This is a genomic window from Sorangium sp. So ce1335 (assembly GCF_051521615.1).
Taxonomy (GTDB): domain Bacteria; phylum Myxococcota_A; class Polyangia; order Polyangiales; family Polyangiaceae; genus Sorangium.
The window spans coordinates 8687324-8704540 of the sequence record NZ_CP150363.1 but is presented as its reverse complement, the minus strand read 5'-3'; the positions used below and the strand labels follow the sequence as shown (position 1 = coordinate 8704540).

Genomic DNA, 17217 nt, shown 5'->3' with positions numbered 1-17217 from the left:
CGCCGGGGCGCGGCGTTCGTGGAGTAGTCTGCCGGGCGCGCCGGGCGGCGACCTGCCTTTCGGGCTCCCGGCCGGACCCACGGAACCCTCGGAGAACGACCGCATGAACACGCGCAGCAGCTCGCCCCGGCGGGGCCTGTCCTTCCTCTGCTTCACGGCCCTCGCGCTCGCCTCGAGCGCCGCCTGCACGACCCCGCAGCAGGCGACGCAGGGCACGTCGACGACCGCGACGGGCGGCGCCCGGCAGGGGAACGACTGCTCGACCGGTCCGCTCCTCGAGTGCCCCGAGGGGCAGGTCGACGGCTGCGCCCTCGGGACCACGAAGGAGCACCGGTGCGTGGAGGCGGGGCCGGGGAGGTGCCTCGACATCCGGGCGGCGCTCGTGAAGTGCCAGGATCACGAGATCCTGACGCACGACGGGTGCCCCGAGCCGGCCTACATGAAGCGGTGCGCGCCAAGGCCCACGCAGCAGCAGCAGCCGTGACCCGCCGGCCCCTCCCGGGAGACCCCGGCGCGCCGCGTCGTCGCTGAATCACTTGGGATCACGAAGGCTTACGCCCCGATTTGCCCGCGGGGAGCTTCGTGTCGGAGGTGATCGGCCCGCCCCCGTACGACCCGGCGCCGCCCTCGCTGCCCCAGGTCTCGACCTCGCCGGGGGGAGCGTCCTCGCGTTCGCCGGTCGACGTGATGGGCCCGCGGACGCCGGGGACGTCCGCCTGCGGGTGAGGCTGCTTCGCCTCGCTGACCTCGTGCTCCGGGCGCGGCGTGCCGAGCTGGTCCTGCGTCTTCTCGTCTCCCATGGTTCCTCCTTCCGAGGTCCCCTGGGGCCGGCACGCTCGATCGTCCACTCCTGCGCCGGCGTCCGCCCGCGCGTGCGTCTGCGCGCGCCCCGCGGCTCATCCCTCCCGCTGCGGAGGTCCGCCCGCGCGTGCGTCCGCGCGCGCCCCGCGGCTCATCCCTCCCGCTGCGGAGGTCCGCCCGCGCGTGCGTCCGCGCGCCCCGCCCGCGGCTCAGCCCTCGCCGCCGCGGAGGGGGATCGTGAACCGGAAGGTCGTCCCCACCCCCACGCGGCTCTCCACGCCGATGATCCCGCCGTGCGCCACCACGAGCTCCCTCGCGATCGCCAGGCCGAGCCCGGTGCCCTTGTAGCCGTTCCGCTGGCCGCGCCAGAACCGCTCGAAGAGGTACGGCAGCTCGTCCTCCGGGATCCCGGGCCCCGTGTCCGCCACCGAGAAGGCGACGTGCTCCTCCCGGCGCTCGCACCGCACCGTGATCGACCCCTGGGCGCCGGTCACCTTGATCGCGTTGCTCAGCAGGTTGGAGAGCACCTGGAGCACGCGATCGCGATCGCACACGACGACAGGCACGTCGTCGTCCGACGCCGCGACCAGCCGGACCCCCTTCTCCTGCGCCTGCGGCTCGAACGTCTCGACCGCCTCCCGGCCGATCTCCCGCGGATCCTGCGGCTGCCGGCGCAGCTCCAGCCGGCCCGCGCGGAGGCTCGCGAAGTCGAGGAGATCGTGGATGAGCCGGTCCATCCGGTGCGCCGAGCGCTGGATCGCCTGGATCGCCTTCGTGTCGCTCCGGTCGCCGGGGCGCGCCGCCGCGCGCTTCGTCATGATGGCGGCCGCGGTGATGATCGCGCTCAGCGGGTTCCGGAGGTCGTGCGACACCGTGGCGAGCACGTTGTCCCGCAGCTCGATCGCGCGCTGCGCGGCCTCGTAGAGCCGCGCGTTGTCCGCGGCGAGCGCGGCCCGCTGCGCCAGGTCGTGCGCGACCCCGAGGTCCGCCTCGTCGTAGACCCGGCCGCTCGCCGCGGTCGCCAGCGCGATGCAGCCGAAGGCGCGGCCCCGCGCGACCATCGGGACCAGCATGACCGACGTGACGCCGAGCTCGCGCACGAGCCGGCGGAAGGCGGCGTGCTCGGCGAGCGGCGCGACGAGCGGGTGGGAGAAGTCCCGGACGAGCTCCGGGCGCTCGCCGCCGAGGACCTGCTCCATCACCGAAGGCAGCCCGGGCGGCGGATCCATCTCGCGAAGGAGCGCGCGCGCCCGCCGGACCTCCTCCGGGTTCACGTGCGTCACGGTGACCCGCCGCGCCGCCTCGACCTCCGGCAGCGTGTGGATGACGCACCAGTCCGCGAGCTCGGGGACGGTGAGGCGGCCGAGCCGGTCGAGCGTGCCCTGGAAGTCGAGGCTGTCGCTCAGCGAGGCGCTGGCGGCCGCGAGGAAGCGCTGCGCCTGCTCGGCGCGCGTCCGCTCGGTGATGTCGAAGAACGTCACGACGCCCGCCGAGACGCGCCCGTCCGGGTCGCGGACCGGCGTCGAGCGCACGAGGATCCGCCCCCACGTGCCGTCGCTGCGGAGGATGTCGATCTCCTCGTCGCTCACGACCTCGCCCGTCGTCACGGTGCGCGCGAGCGGCCACTCCCACGTCTCGTACGCCTTGCCGGAGCGCGGGTGGAAGCCGCGGGCGATGTAGCCCTCGATGCCCTGGACCCCCTCGAACGACTGCCGGAAGATCTCCGTGGCCTGCCGGTTCGTGAGCAGGACGCGCCCCGTCTGCCGCTCGCCGATGATGACCCCGGCCGGCATCTGCTCGATCACCGTCGCGAGCAGCGCGCGGGCGTCGTCCGCCTGGTGCCGCGACGCCCGCTCCTTCGCGACGAGCTGCGCCTGCACGATGATCGCGGTCGCCCGGCTGGTCATCGTGCGGAGCATCAGCATGTCCTCCTCGGAGAACTCCTCGGCGGTGCGCGAGCCGAGGATCGCGACCCCGATGGCGCGCCCGTCGTGGATCAGCGGCACGCCGTGGACGGCGCGCAGCCCCCGCGACCGGAGCTCGCGCGCCGTCACGGGCAGCGACCGGAGCGCGGCGTCGAGCGAGGCGGGCCCGCGCAGCGCGAGGACGGCGCGGGCGAACTCCCGCGTCGCCTCGAGCGGCGGGCCGAGCAGCGGCCCGTCATCGAGGCCGGCGGTCGCGTGCACCTCGAGCGCGTCCCCGTCGCAGAGCAGGACCATCGCCACGTCCACGGCCGCGGACGCCTCGCGCGTGGCGCGGATGAGCGCCCTCAGGAACGTGTCCAGGTCGCTGCTGCCGAGCGCGGCCGTCGAGATGACGTCGAGCGCCTGGAGCAGGCGCACGCGCGCCGCTTGATAGCGCGTCACCGCGTCGGCGATCGCGCCGTCGATCGCGCCGTTCAGCCGGATGAGCTCGCTCCCCGCGTCGCCGCCGCCGTCCCGCTCCCAGAGCTCCAGGATCACGGCGCGCAGCGCCGCGTACTCCTGCACGACGTCGGCGAGATCGTACCCTTGCGCCAGCCGGCTCAGCGCGTGATGGCCGGGCATGTCCCGGATCTTCCCGTCGACCTCGGCGCCGGCCGCGACCTCGGTGATGTAGGCGAGGACGCTCGGTACATGGTCGGTGAGCACCGGATCCGACGTCGGCCGCGCCGGGCTCAGCGCGCGCGCGCGCTGCGCCCAGGCCTCCAGGATCGCGCCGCGGTGGCGCCGGATGAAGTCGGAGAGCCGCTCTTCGTTCGGTCTACCGAGCTGACCCATGCCGTCCCTTACGATAGCGCGAAAGCTTGAGCATGTGTTCACCTCGCGCCGCGCGCGGATCCGGGGCGACGCGCGCGCGGGGCCAGGCGGAGCTCGCGCGGCCGTCGTTCGGAGGCGGCGAGCGCCGACCTCCGACCCACGCGAGCGCCGGCGCGCCTCATCAGCTCCGGAGGCCCGGCGCCTCGTGTCCGCTCTGGGCGACGTACTCCAGGTATCCGCCGCCGTAGACGCGCGGCCCGTCCGGCTGGAGCTCCAGGACGCGGTTGGACAGCGCGGCGAGGAAGCGGCGGTCGTGCGAGACGAACAGCATGGTGCCCTCGAACGAGGAGAGCGCCTCGACGAGCATCTCCTTGGTGGCCATGTCGAGGTGGTTCGTCGGCTCGTCGAGCACGAGGAAGTTCGGCGGGTCGTAGAGCATGATCGCGAGCACGAGCCGGGCCTTCTCGCCGCCGGACAGGACGCGACAGGGCTTGTCGATGTCGTCGCCGGAGAAGCCGAACGCGCCGGCGAGCGTGCGGAGCGAGCCGATCGAGGCCTGGGGGAAGCTCGCGACGATCGACTCCCAGACCGAGCGGGTCGGGTCGAGCAGCTCCATCGCGTGCTGCGCGAAATACCCGAGCTTGACGCTCGCGCCCACGCTCACCGCGCCGGCGTCCGGCGCGGCCGCCCCGGCGATGAGCTTGAGCAGGGTGGATTTGCCGGCGCCGTTGACGCCCATGACGCACCAGCGCTCGCGGCGGCGGATCAGCAGATCGAGCCCGTCGTAGATGGGCCGGCCGCCGTACGACTTCTTGACCCCCTCGAGGCGCGCCACGTCGTCGCCGGAGCGCGGGGCGGGCTTGAACTCGAAGCGGATGGTCCTCCGGCGCTTCGGCGGCTCGACCTTGTCGATCTTCTCGAGCTTCTTCACGCGCGACTGGACCTGCGCGGCCTTGGCGGCCTGGGCCTTGAAGCGCTCGATGAAGCGCATCTCCTTGGCGAGCATCGCCTGCTGGCGCTCGTACTGCGCCTCGGCCTGCTGCTCGTTGATCGCGCGCTGCTGCTCGTAGAACTCGTAGTTGCCGGAGTAGCTGGTGAGCTCGCCGCCGTCGATCTCGATGATCTTCGTGACGATGCGGTTCATGAACTCGCGATCGTGCGAGGTCATGACGAGCGCCCCCGGATACTGCTTCAGGTAGCCTTCGAGCCAGATGATCGACTCGATATCGAGGTGGTTCGTCGGCTCGTCGAGCAGGAGCGCGTCGGGCCTCATGAGGAGGATGCGCGCGAGGGCGACGCGCATCTTCCACCCGCCCGAGAGGTTGCCCACGTCGCCGTCCATCACGGCCTGGCTGAAGCCGAGGCCGGCGAGGATCTCGCGCGCCCTGGCGTCGAGCGCGTAGCCGCCGAGCTCCTCGTAGCGGGCCTGCGCCTGCCCGAAGCGCTCGATCAGGCTTTCCATCTCATCCATGCGCTCGGGGTCGGCGAGGGCGGCCTCGAGCTCGCGGAGCTCGGCGGCGACGACGGAGACGGGGCCGGCGCCGTCCATCGTCTCGGCGACGGCGCTCCTGCCCTTCATCTCGCCGACATCCTGGCTGAAGTAGCCGATGGTGACGCCGCGGTCGATCGCGACCTGGCCGCCGTCGGGCGCCTCCTCCTTCGTGATCATGCGGAAGATCGTGGTCTTGCCCGAGCCGTTCGGCCCCACGAGGCCGACCTTCTCGCCGCGGTTCACCGCCGCGGAGGCCTCGAGGAAGAGGATCTGCTTACCGTGCTGCTTGCTGATGGAGTCGAGGCGAATCACGAGGCGCGCTGCCGCCCGAGGCGGCTCCTTTCCGCGCACCGTATACCAGACGGCCCGCGAGGCGCCCCGGCATTTCGTCCGGCGGGCGCGGCGCTCTCGGCGCGCCGGTGAGCCGCGTCAATCGGGAGTTTTCTCGCGCGTGGACGCGCTTTTCTCGCGCGTGGACGCGCGGAACGGCGTCTTTGCTCTGGAGAGCTCCCTTTTCTCCCCTGCGATGGCGAATCGTCCCTGCGGCGTTCGGCCGTCATGACGTCGGAGCCTCTCCCGCATTTCCATCGGAGACCGGCGGCCCGATCGGCGCTGCGGACAGCGAGGGCACCGCCGTTGTGAGCGGCACAACCGGCGCGGGGCGGCGCGACGGGTGAGCCGCGGCGGGCGCGGCGGATGCCGGCTGGACGCCGGCGGCTCGGCCGGTCCCGCGCGCGAGCGCGTCGCGGACCTGCTGAATGCCGGGCGCGTGAGCGGTCGCTATGCGGAGTGAATGGGAGAAGAATTTTGAACCACAGAGGCACAGAGGGCACAGAGGGAGAGAAGGAGAGGAGGAGAAGAGAATTTTATTTTCTCTCGTCCTCTGTGCCCTCTGTGCCTCTGTGGTTCGATTCTCTCCCTCTTTTCGCCGGACGAGGCGCCGGCCGGGGCTTGCCCTCTCCCGGCGGCGAGGGCAGAAGGCCTGCCATGACCAAGGTTCAGATCCTGTCGTATGCCGGCTGCAGCACCTGCAAGAAGGCGCTGAAGTGGCTCGGCGAGCGCGGCGTCGACGTCGCCGTGCGGCCCATCGTCGACGAGCCGCCGACGGCCGAGGAGCTCGCCCGGTGGGTGCCGGCGAGCGGGCTCCCGGTGCGCCGGTGGCTCAACACGAGCGGGCAGAGCTACCGCGCGCTCGGCAAGGCGAAGGTGGACGCAGCGAGCGACGAGGAGATCGCGCGGTGGCTCACCGAGGACGGGAAGCTCGTCAAGCGGCCCGTGCTCGTGAAGGGAAACACGGTGCTCGTCGGCTTTCGCGAGGACGACTACGCCGCGCTGTTCGGCTGAGGCGACAGGGGTCGCCCACGTCGCTCACCCGATGTGGGGAGCGCTCTCTCGATCCGCGTCGCCGCGCGGCGGAGCCGGCGGCGATCGGCGCAATCACGGCGGGGGCGCGGCGCGAGCGAGGCCGCGGGCTGGGCGGCGCCGGTCGCGCGCCTCGCGCCATGTCACCCATTCCCTTCGAGCGGACAACCTTCTACCTTCGCGGATGGACACCTCGGGACGACATCCATGAAAACGAAGACGATGCTGGCTTTCGTTGGGCTCACCGGCCAATGCGCCATCGCGGTGCTCGGGCTCGGATGCGCGCAGATCTTCGGCTTCGACAAGACCTATGAGTCCGCGGGCGGGTCCTCCGAGGGCGGCGGAGGGGGCACACCCGCGGGCAGCGGCGGCGGAGACGCCGCCCAGGGCAGCGGTACGGCGAGCGCGGGCAGCGGCACAGCGAGCGCGGGCAGCGGCACGACGAGCTCGGGCAGCGCCGGGGGCGGCGGCGCCGATCCGTGTGCGGTCCTCGAGGTGATGCCGGGGGAGAGCCTGGGCCTATCCATGATCGACGACATGGAAGACGAAGACCTGGCGATCCTCCCCGGGGACGGCGTGACCCCACGGGAAGGGTACTGGTTCAAGGACAACGACGGGTCAGAGGGAGGAGTCCACGAGCCCGAAAACGAGGTTGACCTGATGACCCCCCTCGACCTTCCGCGCGGCGATAGCCGCGTGGCCCTTCACACGAGCGCCAACAACGGCTTCGTCGATTATGGGGCCAGCGTCGCGCTCTTTCTGTACAACGATGATTTCGGCGACGCCTCCGAGTACCGCGGCATCACCTTCTGGGCCCGCGCCGAGGAGGGCTCCTCCAGGAGGCTGAAGGTGACGCTCATCGACAAGCAGACCCGTCCCACGGGGGGCATCTGCGACGAGGCGGCGGGGGAGTGCTACGACCACTTCTATCGATCCGTCACGCTGACGGACGACTGGAAGCACTTCAAGGTCCCGGCGGAGTGCCTCGAACAGGCGGGGTTCGGGAAGCAGTTCGACGCGCTCCTCCTGGACCAGCTCTGGGGCGTCTATTTCAGCTTCGACAAGGGTCAGGCGTTCGACCTCTGGATCGACGACGTCGCCTTCTACCGGTAGGCGCGGGGAGGGCGCCTCAGGGCGCCGAGGTGAAGCGGCCCGTCCGGACCTGCCTCAGCCAGAACGCGCTCTCGTCATCCAGGGTGTTGTCGGTCGTGCCCTCGCGCGAGCGGCTGATCACGACGTCCACGTCGCAGCTCTCGGGCTCCTGCGAGCTTGTCGACCGCAGCTCGCCCGCGTCGATGGTGAACGTCCCGGGGTCGCCCGGCACATCGAACCGCTCCGTGAAGATGCAGTCGCCGTCCACGCGGATCTCCATCGCGTCCCCGGACCCGCTCGGCGACCACGCGATCGTGATCGCCTCGTCGCGCGCGACCGGCTCGCGGGGCAGATCCTCGAGGTCGAACGGGTCGGGGAGCGTCCCGACGTTGTCCGGCGCGTCCTCGTCGTCCTCGCGGTCGAGCAGCACCCGGAACTCTGTGTCTCCCGCGCCGACGTCGAACTGGGCCACATAGACGCCGCTGCCCTGGGCCGACATCTGGACCTCATCGCCGTCCGCCGTCGCCGAGATCCGGTCTCCCCCGCTCAGGATGACATACGTGTTGCTCTCGTTGCCGCCGACCTGGAGCGTGGCCTTCAACGTCGTCGACGTCGCGCTCTCGGCGGTCGCCTCCAGGTCCGCCGAGATCCCCCCGGTGCGGATCTGCTGCGAGTCGAGCGTCTCCGTACAGCCCGCGAGAAGGCCGGACGCCGCGAGCCCGAACATCGCCATCGTGGTCTTCGTGATCATGAGCAGCCTCTCCTCCGTCTCCGCCGTCTCAGCCATCCCCCACCCAGCGCACCGACCTGTAACTTTACGCTGATACTACAATCGGCCGCGCTCCTCCGCGAAAGCGCACGATTCCGACGGGCCGGGCGACGCGCAGCCTCGAAGGCGAGCTCACCAGTGGCCGCGCACGACGACGCCGCCGCCGGTCGGCGCCGCGCGCAGCGACAGGCGCAGCGCGCCGACCTGCGGCCGGGGCGGGGGCGGCTCCGTCAGCAGGAGCAACACCGCCGCGCCGGCGAGCACGCCGCCGGCGCCGAAGCCGATCGTGCTCGCCAGCCCGAGGTCCTTCGCGCGGTCGCCGGCGGCCTTCCCGACGGCGCTGCACGTCGCCACGCCGGGCCGCTCGGGATCGTCCTTGCACGCCTCGTCCGCCAGGTCGCTCTCGTTGAGCGCCATCCACCCCGTCACCGAGCCGAAGATCAGCGCGCTCGCGGCGAGCCCGCCCGCCACGTAGGTCGCGATGCGCCGGCCGCTGGGCCCCGTGTCCGGCGGCGCCGCCGCGGGGCGAGCCCCGCCGACCCAGGGCGGCGCGACGACCCGCTCGCCCGGAGGCTGCGGCTTCACGGAGGGCGGCTCGCCGGCCGGGAGCTTCACCTCGAGCGCGATCGTCCTCGACTCCGACCTGTCGATCGTGAACCGCACCTCGTGCACGGGCCCCCCCGGGGCCTTCGTCGTCACGACGTGCTCTCCCGGGTTGACGGGGAGCGCGATGCCGAGGGAAGGCTGCTGCAGGGTGATGCCGTCGCGCTGCACGACCGTGCCCGGGGGCGCGTCGCTCGGCAGCGACAGCGTGAGCTGAGGGACGAGCGGCGCGAGGGCGTCGCGCTGTTCGAGCGCGACGCGGTGGCGCTCGCGCTGCTGGAGCTTCTCGGCCTCCGACATGCGGGAGTAGAGCGCCAGAAAGTCGTTGTAGCGCGCAACGGCGGTGGCGATGTGCCCCCACTGGGCCTCGCACTCGGCGAGCGTGAACAGCCGCCCTGGGCGCGGATCGAGCCGGTGGCTCTCGGCGAGGGCAGGGCAGCCCGTCTCGTGCCGGCCCGCCAGCATGTCCGCGAGGCCGCGATTGAAGAGCGACTCGGCGAGGGCGACGGCGTCGGGCTGCGCGCTGGCCGGGGCGGCGAGAGCGATGCTCAGCATGCCGCTCAACACGGAGCCAGGCCAGACGAGGCGCATCGGTGGATGCAGGAGATACCACCACCGGTATCGCGCCAGCGAAGAAATCAGCGCTACGCCGCCGCCGCGCCGGCCCGCCGAGCCGGCGGCTGCATTGCTTGGTCGGCGGCTGCATTGCGGCGCCGGCGGCTGCCTCGCTTGGCCGGCGGCTGCCTCGCTTGGCCGGCGGCTGCCTCGGCCCGCGGAGCCGGTGGCGTCAGTCCGCCGAGTAGAGCGACTCCCGGGGCCTGGCCGAGGCGGAGGCGGACGGCTGCGCGGCGGGCGTGGGGCCGGCGTCGGGCGGCGGCGGCGCGCCGGGCGAGGGCGCGGCGCTCGTCGACGGCGCCGCGCTGGGCGAGGGCGCGGCGCCGGCCGGCAGCGACGCGGCGGGCGGCGGCGCCGCGCGAGGCGGCGGCACCGGAGCCCTCGCGCCCGCGGGAGCCTCGGCGGGGGCGGCCGTCCGGCCGGCGTCGCCGCCCGCGGGCGAGGTCGTCGCAGGCGCCGCGAGGTCGGGCGCGCCGGCCGTCCCGGAGGGCTCGGCCAGCGCGGGGACCGGCCCCATCCTGGCCGTCATGGCGGGCGGCGTGGAGGTCGCTGCCCGGGCCGCGTGCGCGCGCTCCGCCTCGCCGGGCGCCGGGGGCGCGCCCCTGCCCAGCATCGCCACGGCGATGGCGCCCCCGCCGAGCAGGGCGAGGGCCGCGACGACGAGCGTCGGCCGGCTCCACGGCGCCGCATCGACGACCCTCGTCTCCACGCCCGTGCTGGAGGACTGGGCGGGCACCGGCATCGACGACGGGGCCCCCTGGCCCCCGCGCGACACGGGCGCGCCCACGGCGTACAGGCGCGACGACCTCATCGTCACGGGCGCGATGTCGAACACCTCGGCGAGCGCCTCGACAGCGGCCGACGCGGTCGAGAAGCGCGCCTCGGGGTCGCGCGCCGTCGCCTTCGCGAACCACGCATCGAAGGCCGGGGGCAGCTTCACCCCGTCGGCCTCCGCGCGCGCGCACGCGGGCTCCTGCGGGCCGTGCATCGCGATGACCGCGAACGCGAGCGTGTTGCTGAACTCCCGCATGTCGTTCAGCCAGTAGGCCTTGCCGACGAGGAGCGTGTACGCGATCATGCCGAGCGCGAAGAGGTCGACGGCCTTCGTGATCGACCCGCCGCCGAACTGCTCGGGCGCCATGTAGAGCGGCGTCCCGAGGGCCGCGGTCGTCGCCGAGTCGACGGCGGTCTCGGCGACGAGCTTGGCAATGCCGAAATCGAGCACCTTGATGCGGAGATCGTCGTCGTCGTCGCTCGCCGCCAGGAAGAGGTTCGCCGGCTTCAGATCGCGGTGGACGACCCCGGCGGCGTGCGTCTTGTCGAGGGCGAGCGCAGTCTGGCGCAGGTAGGTGACCGTCTCCTGCGGCGACAGGCGCCCGACGCGGCGGACCCGCTTGCTGAGCTCCTCGCCGCGCAGCAGCTCCATGACGAGGAACGGCATGCCGGTCTCCTCGTCGATCCCGGCGTCGAACACCTCGACGATGTGCTCGGTCGCGATGCGGGCGGCGACGCGCGCCTCGAGCTTGAACCGGGCCTGGAACTCGGGGCTCCCGGCGAGGTGGGGGTGCATCACCTTGAGCGCCCGCCGGCGCTCCGTCTCCACGTGGACGACCTCGTAGATCGCGCCCATCGCTCCGGTGGCGATGCTGCGCACGACGCGGTACCTGCGCGCGAACAGCCTCCCTTCGACGAAGCTCAGCGACATAAGTCCACCGCGTCGAACGAGCATACACCATGAGCCCGCACCGCGGCACTCGGGAACTGGTTGTCGCAGGTATATCGACGACGCGCGCCGGATGCAGGGCGGCGGGCCTTCGTCAGAGGACGAGCACCGCGAGCAGGCGGGGGCCGTGGAACAGGTCGAAGCCGCCGATGTCGATCTTGCGGCCGATCGTGTAGGTCGTCTCGTCTCCGCGCCGCGTGGCGTTGATGCCGGAGACGATCCCCTGGCCGACCGCCTCGACGTTGTAGGACAGCTCGGTGAGGAGGCGGAGCCGGCTGAGGTACGAGGTGAGCCGGAGCCGGAGCCCCACGGACAGGTTGCCGGAGAAGGCGATCATCGTCGCCTCGCCGCCCTCGCGCTCGCCGCCGGGGAGCTCCCCCGAGAACGCGTAGCGCACGGGGCCGGCGCCGCCGTACAGGCCGAGATCGCCGAACGGCGCGAGGCGCGGCCACTCGCCGCTCCCCAGCCGAAGGCTGAAGCCGCCCTGGTAGAACCGCGACGTCACGCTCTGGGCAGGGCTCTGCCGCTCGAAGACGTAGATGTCGCCCTTGCCCGGATCCCGCTCGCGGAGCTCGTAGAAGATGCGCGGGAGCTTGTAATCCATGTACCGGAAGCCGGCGAGCAGCTCCTCGAGATAGAGATCGTCCGCCGCCTCCGGGAAGAGCTTCGTGACGTCGAAGCCGACGTCGACCTGGCGGACGAGGAGCTGGAACGGCGCGCTGGCCACGACGCCCGCGTCGCGATCGGTCGCCGGATCGACCGCGATCTCGGCGACGTTGCCCGAGGTGAACCGCGCGACCTTGAGGCTCGTGCGGAGTCCGACGAGGTCGGCGCCGATGTCGAAGACGTCGCTCGCGACGCCGTTCAGGCCGATCAGCTGGCCGAGCGAGCCGTCGTGGCGGATGTCGCCCCCCGCCGAGAAGAGCCGGTCCGTCTTGAACCCGGCGTTGAGGCGCGCGGCGTCGCGCACGTGCTCGAAGTCGTACGTGATCATCGCCCGGCCGCCGACCATGAACACGGGGTCGACGTCGTAGGTGAGCCGCCGCGTCCTGCCGCGGTAATCGTTGATGCCGCCGGAGGAGTTCGGGCTCGCGATCTGGTGGAAGAAGAGGAGCTCGACGTCGCTCTTCAGCCGGAGGTGGACGGCGTCGAGGCTGATCGCCTTGCCCTGCTCGAGCAGGCTCTCCTGCATCTCGAAGCCCGCGGTGTCCTCGAGCGGCGTCCGCGCCGGCACGGCGAGCGCCTCGGCGCAGGCGGAGAGCGCCTCGCGCTGCGCCTCGAGCACGCGGGAGAGCGCCTCGGCGCGCGCCACGGCGGCCGCGTAGCCGGGCTCGCCGCGCGCGACGCGCCGGGCCTGCTTCACGACGTACGGCGCCACGGCGAGCGCCTCGACGTGCATGCGCAGGAGGAACGATACGGCGCGGAGCGCGTCGCGCGCGATCGTCGCGGCGGGCTCGCGCCCCGCGCTCGCCGCGCGCAGCGCGGCCGCGGCCGCCGCGACGTCGCGCTGCGCTCCGGCGAGCGCCCGCCGCCGCGCGGCAGCCCTCGCCCGGGCGGCGGCGATCTCGGGCGTGTCGGGGGCGCCGAGCGGCCTGCCGGCCGAGAGCCGCGCGACGGTCCGCTCCTCGGCGGCGAGCGCCCTGGCGTGCTCGGCGAGCGCTTCCCACGCGGCGGGCAGGCCGCTCATGGCGCCGCTCGCCGCGCCGCCCGCGCCCGCCACGTCCCCGCCGGGCGCGGCGAGCGCGGCGAGCGCGTCGAAGAGCCGCGCGAACGCGGGCGGCGCCGGGCGGGGCGCCCTCGCGCGGGCGAGGGCCTCGTCGATCTTCGCGCGGTAGAGCTTGGCGAGCGGGACCTCGTACGCGCCGTCGTACGGGGGCGCCTCCTCGAAGCGCTCGCGGAGGCGCTCGCCCTCCTCGTCGTCGAGGCGGAGCGCGGCGATCCACGCGTCTCCCGGGGCGTAGGGCGTGCGCGCGAGGACCTCGTCGGCCAGGGCGATCGCGCGATCCAGCTCGGCCGCGCGGTCGTCGATGATCGCGCGGCGGGCGTCCTCGTTCGCGAAGGCGCGCGCCGCGCGTACGTTGTACGTGGCGGGGACGCAGGCCGGGGCCGCGGCGAGGAGCACGAGACCTGCGAGCGCCGGGCCCGTTCGCACGGGCTGGAGCGTACCATGGCGCCGGCCGGTCTCGCGGCGCTAGACGCCGCGCCGCCGGCCTGCTCAGAATGCGCGGCCGTGGCTGCCAGCCGACCCAACGATCGACAGCGCGCGGCGCGCGGGACGACGCCTTGCTGAGCGCACCGATCTGCACAAAGCAGCGGTCGGTCACGGCGCATGAGCCATGTGTGAAGGAGAAGAACTGGGATGAATGATGCCACATCCAGCTGCGACATCGGCATGATCGGGCTGGCCGTCATGGGCGAGAACGTCGCGCTCAACATGGCCGACCACGGGTTCAAGGTCGCCGTGTTCAACCGCACGGTGCAGGTCGCGAAGGACTTCGTCGCCCGGAACCCGAGCACCCCCGGCGGCCTCGTCTACTGCGAGACGCTGAAGGACTTCGTCCGCGCCCTGAAGAAGCCGCGCAAGGCGGTGATCCTGGTCAAGGCCGGTCCGCCGGTGGACATGGTGGTCAAGCAGCTCCTCGAGGCGGGGATCGAGCCGGACGACATCGTCGTCGATCTGGGCAACTCGCTCTGGACCGACACCATCCGCCGGGAGAAGGAGTACGCGTCGCAGTGCAAGTTCTTCGGCTCCGGCGTCTCCGGCGGCGAGGTCGGGGCGCGCTTCGGCCCCTCGCTGATGCCCGGCGGCGACCCCGAGTCCTGGCAGCACCTCGAGCCGATCTGGCGCGCGATCGCCGCCAAGGTGGATCCCGACACCGGCAGGCCGCTCGAGGGCGCGGCCCCTGGCAAGCCGGTGGAGGGCGGCGTCCCCTGCACGGCGTACATCGGCCCGAACGGCGCGGGCCATTACGTGAAGATGGTCCACAACGGCATCGAGTACATCGACATGCAGCTCATCTGCGAGGCGTACACGCTCCTCGACGGGCTGCTCGGGATGTCGAAGGACGAGATGTCGCGCGTGTTCTCCGAGTGGAACAGCGGCGATCTCGACTCGTACCTCATCCAGATCACGGCCGACATCCTCCAGCAGAAGGATCCTGTCCAGAAGGGCAAGCCGTTCGTCGATTTCGTCCTCGACACCGCCGGTCAGAAGGGCACGGGCAAATGGACGAGCAGCAACGCCCTCGACATGGGCATTCCTGCGAACGCCATCGCCGAGGCGGTGTTCGCGCGTTGCCTTTCGGCGCTGAAGGACGAGCGCGTCGAGGCCTCGAAGCACCTCGCCGGCCCGACCCCGTCCCCGGTCGAGGACCGTCAGGGCACGATCACCGCGATCCGCGACGCGCTGTATTGCTCGAAGATCTGCGCCTACGCGCAGGGCTTCCAGCTCATGGCCGCGGCCCAGGCCGAGTACAACTGGAAGCTCGATTTCGGGACGATCGCGAGCATCTGGCGCGGCGGCTGCATCATCCGCGCCCGTTTCCTCCAGAAGATCACGGAGGCGTACACGCGCAATCCCGGCCTGACGAACCTGCTGCTCGATCCGTACTTCAACGAGCAGATCAAGAACGGTCAGTCCAACTGGCGCAAGGTGGTCTCGATCGCCGCGCAGAACGGCGTCTGGGCGCCGGCGTTCATGTCCGCCCTCTCGTACTACGACGGCTACCGTGCCGCCCACCTGCCGGCGAACCTCCTGCAGGCGCAGCGCGACTACTTCGGCGCGCACACGTACGAGCGCACGGATCAGCCGCGCGGCAAGTTCTTCCACCTCGACTGGCCGCACCCCTCCCGTCCCCAGCTCGAGATCAAGGGCACCGGCGGCGGGCACTGACGTCCTCCGCACTCCCTCCCCGCTAGCGCAAGCCTGAGCTCATCCAGAGCCGCCCGGCCCCCTCCGCGGGCCGGGCCCCTCGGATCTCCCCCGGTCCAGGCCGCCCCCCGGACCCCCGGTCAGGTCAGGCTGAACCGCGGCCGCAGGTTGCGCTCCCGCAGGAACGGCTCGAGGTCGTCCATGACGTCGAGCTGCACGCCCGCCAGGCTCATCGCCGCCGCGATCGTCTGGATGCCCATCCGACCCAGCTTGTTCATCTCCGGAGGCGGCCGCACGACGATGTGCTCGATCCGATCACGCACGCTGAGCCCCCACTGCGTCAGGACCACGCGCGCCTCGGTCTCGTACCGCACCATGTGCGCCATGTCGTAGAGGAAGTACGCCCGCTCCCCCGGGCGCATCACCCCCACGAGCTTCTGGTACGCGTCGACCGAGATGAACCGGGCGATCTCGCCCGTCGCCACCGTGTCCCGCAAGAGCTGCACGAGCATCCCGGCCGGCTGCGTGATCCACACGCCGACGCTCCCGCTGTCATCGAGCAGGTGCGGCTGCCTTCGGAACGCGAGCTTGTGGTTCGACGGGAGCATCTCTCTACAGACAATAGCCATTCTGGCTACCAGGTCCCGCCCGCGACAACCGGCGGCGCACGACCGGAACGGCCGCGCCGCAACCCGCTGTTGTTTCGCACATCACCGGCCAGCCCCTCCCATGTCGCCCACGCTGCGCCATCGTGGTCGCAAACGGCGGATACGGCCAGAAATGTGTGAACCCTCCGATCCCGGCGCGCCCGGGTTCGCTCTCAGGACCGTACCGAGCAGGCGAGCAGGGCCCCGTGCAGCGCGCCCGGACGGGGCTCCGGGAACGCGGGATCCCCGGAAGAACGTTGACTTTGTCCCGCCTCGCGCCCCCGGCGGCCTCCGCGCGGCGCGGGGGGCGGGGCGCGCCGCCGCTCAGGCGAACAGCGCGGCGCAGGCCGAGCCGATCAGGTTGACGTGCTCGAGCCGCGCGATGCGGGGCTCGACGCTCGAACCGACGAGAGCGCGCAGCGTCTCGTTCACCCGCGGCGCATAGCGCGGGTCGCCCCAGAAGAGGCTCCCCTCCGCGAGGACGCCGACCCCAGGAGGGCTCTCGAGCACGTCGACGACCGCCGCGAGCGCCGCCGCCACGAGGTCCGCGGAGCGCTGGAGCAGCTCGCCGGCGACCCGCTGCGCGTCGCCCGTGCCCTCGTCGCGGAGCCGCACGAGATCCGCGGAGCTCGCGAGGGGGGCGCTGCCCGGGCACAGACGCGCGAAGAGCCGCGGCAGGTAGGCCCCGGACACCGCCTTCTCGAAGCGCTGAGCCCCGGGGTTCTCCGAGCTCGCGTCGACCTCCGCGTCGAACGGCTGGAGGTGCGGCGGGTTGAAGTTGCCGTTCTCGAGGTTGACCGCCATCGGGGCGACGAAGTGCCCCGTCTTGAGCTTCGGGATGCGGCCGGCAGGGAGGAACGTCGCCATGTTCGTCCCCGTCCCAACGATGAGCCCGATGAACGCGGCGGGCTGCGATCCGCCGTGCGCGAAGGCGCCCCCGAGCAGGCTCGCCACCGTGTCGTTCAGCACCCGGACCGGGCCGGGCCGGAGCTTGCGCGCGGCCAGCGCCCGGCCGAGCCGCTCGCCGACGCTGGTGCCCTCGACCCCGGCGACCTGGACGCCCTTGGTCCAGCGGAGCAGCCGCGCGTCGAGCGACGGCAGCGTCTCCGACGGGTACGAGAAGCAATAGCCCACCGGCAGGCCGTGCACGGCGCCGAGGCGCTCGACGAGCTCCGCCTGCACATCGAAGAAGGCGTCGCCCGTGACCTCCGGCCCGCCAGGGAACTTCGCCGGCACGGGCCCGGCCACGATGCGCGACGCGCCCCCCGGCGAGAGCTCCACGATCGCGGCGCGGAGGTTCGTGCCGCCGGCGTCGACGACGACGGCGCGCCCGCTCATCCCGTCCGGCGGCGGCGCGAGGTAGGCAGGGAGCGCGGCGATCTCGGTGCCCGGCGTCGAGAGGCCGAAGACGATGCGCGCCGCGAGGGTGCGGCGAATGTCCTGGAGCTCGGAGAGCGAGAGCTTCATCGGGGGAATGCTTACCCTCTGGCTTCAGAGAAGGAAA

The 17217-nt window shown here is 72.4% G+C and carries 13 protein-coding genes; 4 read left to right on the top strand and 9 right to left on the bottom strand.

All coding sequences use genetic code 11. From position 1 onward, the window contains the following. The first annotated feature begins 103 nt into the window (after positions 1-103). Positions 104-484, top strand: coding sequence for a hypothetical protein (locus WMF24_RS32145; protein WP_437731245.1), 381 nt, complete (start codon positions 104-106; stop codon positions 482-484). 58 nt (positions 485-542) lie between these two features. Here the strand turns inward: WMF24_RS32145 and WMF24_RS32140 are convergent, their stop codons facing one another. The 3 genes from WMF24_RS32140 to WMF24_RS32130 form a co-directional block, all read right to left on the bottom strand. Continuing rightward, positions 543-800: a hypothetical protein gene (locus WMF24_RS32140; RefSeq protein ID WP_437731244.1), complete on the bottom strand. Its 258-nt coding sequence runs from the start codon at positions 798-800 to the stop codon at positions 543-545. A 210-nt stretch (positions 801-1010) separates the two neighbouring features. Beyond that, complete coding sequence (locus WMF24_RS32135) at positions 1011-3560, bottom strand: ATP-binding protein (protein ID WP_437731243.1); 2550 nt, start codon at positions 3558-3560, stop codon at positions 1011-1013. A 160-nt stretch (positions 3561-3720) separates the two neighbouring features. Then, positions 3721-5343 (bottom strand): ABC-F family ATP-binding cassette domain-containing protein, encoded by a 1623-nt coding sequence (locus WMF24_RS32130; RefSeq protein ID WP_437731242.1) that lies wholly within the window; start codon positions 5341-5343, stop codon positions 3721-3723. A gap of 675 nt (positions 5344-6018) precedes the next feature. On the opposite strand from WMF24_RS32130, the gene WMF24_RS32125 reads away from it, so the two are divergent. Next, a complete protein-coding gene (locus WMF24_RS32125) occupies positions 6019-6375 on the top strand; it encodes an arsenate reductase family protein (RefSeq protein WP_437731241.1) in 357 nt (118 codons plus the stop codon). Positions 6376-6600: 225 nt separating this feature from the next. After that, positions 6601-7506: a hypothetical protein gene (locus tag WMF24_RS32120; RefSeq protein WP_437731240.1), complete on the top strand. Its 906-nt coding sequence runs from the start codon at positions 6601-6603 to the stop codon at positions 7504-7506. Between the two features lie 16 nt (positions 7507-7522). Here WMF24_RS32120 and WMF24_RS32115 read toward each other — a convergent pair whose 3' ends face one another. The 4 genes from WMF24_RS32115 to WMF24_RS32100 form a co-directional block, all read right to left on the bottom strand. Next, the gene (locus tag WMF24_RS32115) at positions 7523-8236 is read right to left on the bottom strand and encodes a hypothetical protein (RefSeq protein WP_437731239.1); all 714 of its coding nucleotides are present in this window, start codon (positions 8234-8236) and stop codon (positions 7523-7525) included. A 150-nt stretch (positions 8237-8386) separates the two neighbouring features. Beyond that, positions 8387-9412 (bottom strand): hypothetical protein, encoded by a 1026-nt coding sequence (locus WMF24_RS32110; protein ID WP_437731238.1) that lies wholly within the window; start codon positions 9410-9412, stop codon positions 8387-8389. Between the two features lie 232 nt (positions 9413-9644). Continuing rightward, the gene (locus tag WMF24_RS32105) at positions 9645-11177 is read right to left on the bottom strand and encodes a protein kinase domain-containing protein (RefSeq protein ID WP_437731237.1); all 1533 of its coding nucleotides are present in this window, start codon (positions 11175-11177) and stop codon (positions 9645-9647) included. A 112-nt stretch (positions 11178-11289) separates the two neighbouring features. Then, positions 11290-13347, bottom strand: coding sequence for a hypothetical protein (locus WMF24_RS32100; protein WP_437731236.1), 2058 nt, complete (start codon positions 13345-13347; stop codon positions 11290-11292). A 207-nt stretch (positions 13348-13554) separates the two neighbouring features. On the opposite strand from WMF24_RS32100, the gene gndA reads away from it, so the two are divergent. After that, positions 13555-15087, top strand: coding sequence for an NADP-dependent phosphogluconate dehydrogenase (gene gndA, locus WMF24_RS32095; protein ID WP_437731235.1), 1533 nt, complete (start codon positions 13555-13557; stop codon positions 15085-15087). 119 nt (positions 15088-15206) lie between these two features. On the opposite strand, the gene WMF24_RS32090 is transcribed toward gndA, so the two are convergent. Together WMF24_RS32090 and WMF24_RS32085 are read right to left on the bottom strand one after the other, a co-directional pair. Beyond that, the gene (locus tag WMF24_RS32090) at positions 15207-15695 is read right to left on the bottom strand and encodes a hypothetical protein (protein ID WP_437731234.1); all 489 of its coding nucleotides are present in this window, start codon (positions 15693-15695) and stop codon (positions 15207-15209) included. Between the two features lie 342 nt (positions 15696-16037). Beyond that, a complete protein-coding gene (locus WMF24_RS32085) occupies positions 16038-17180 on the bottom strand; it encodes a hexokinase family protein (protein ID WP_437731233.1) in 1143 nt (380 codons plus the stop codon). Between the last annotated feature and the right edge of the window lie 37 nt (positions 17181-17217).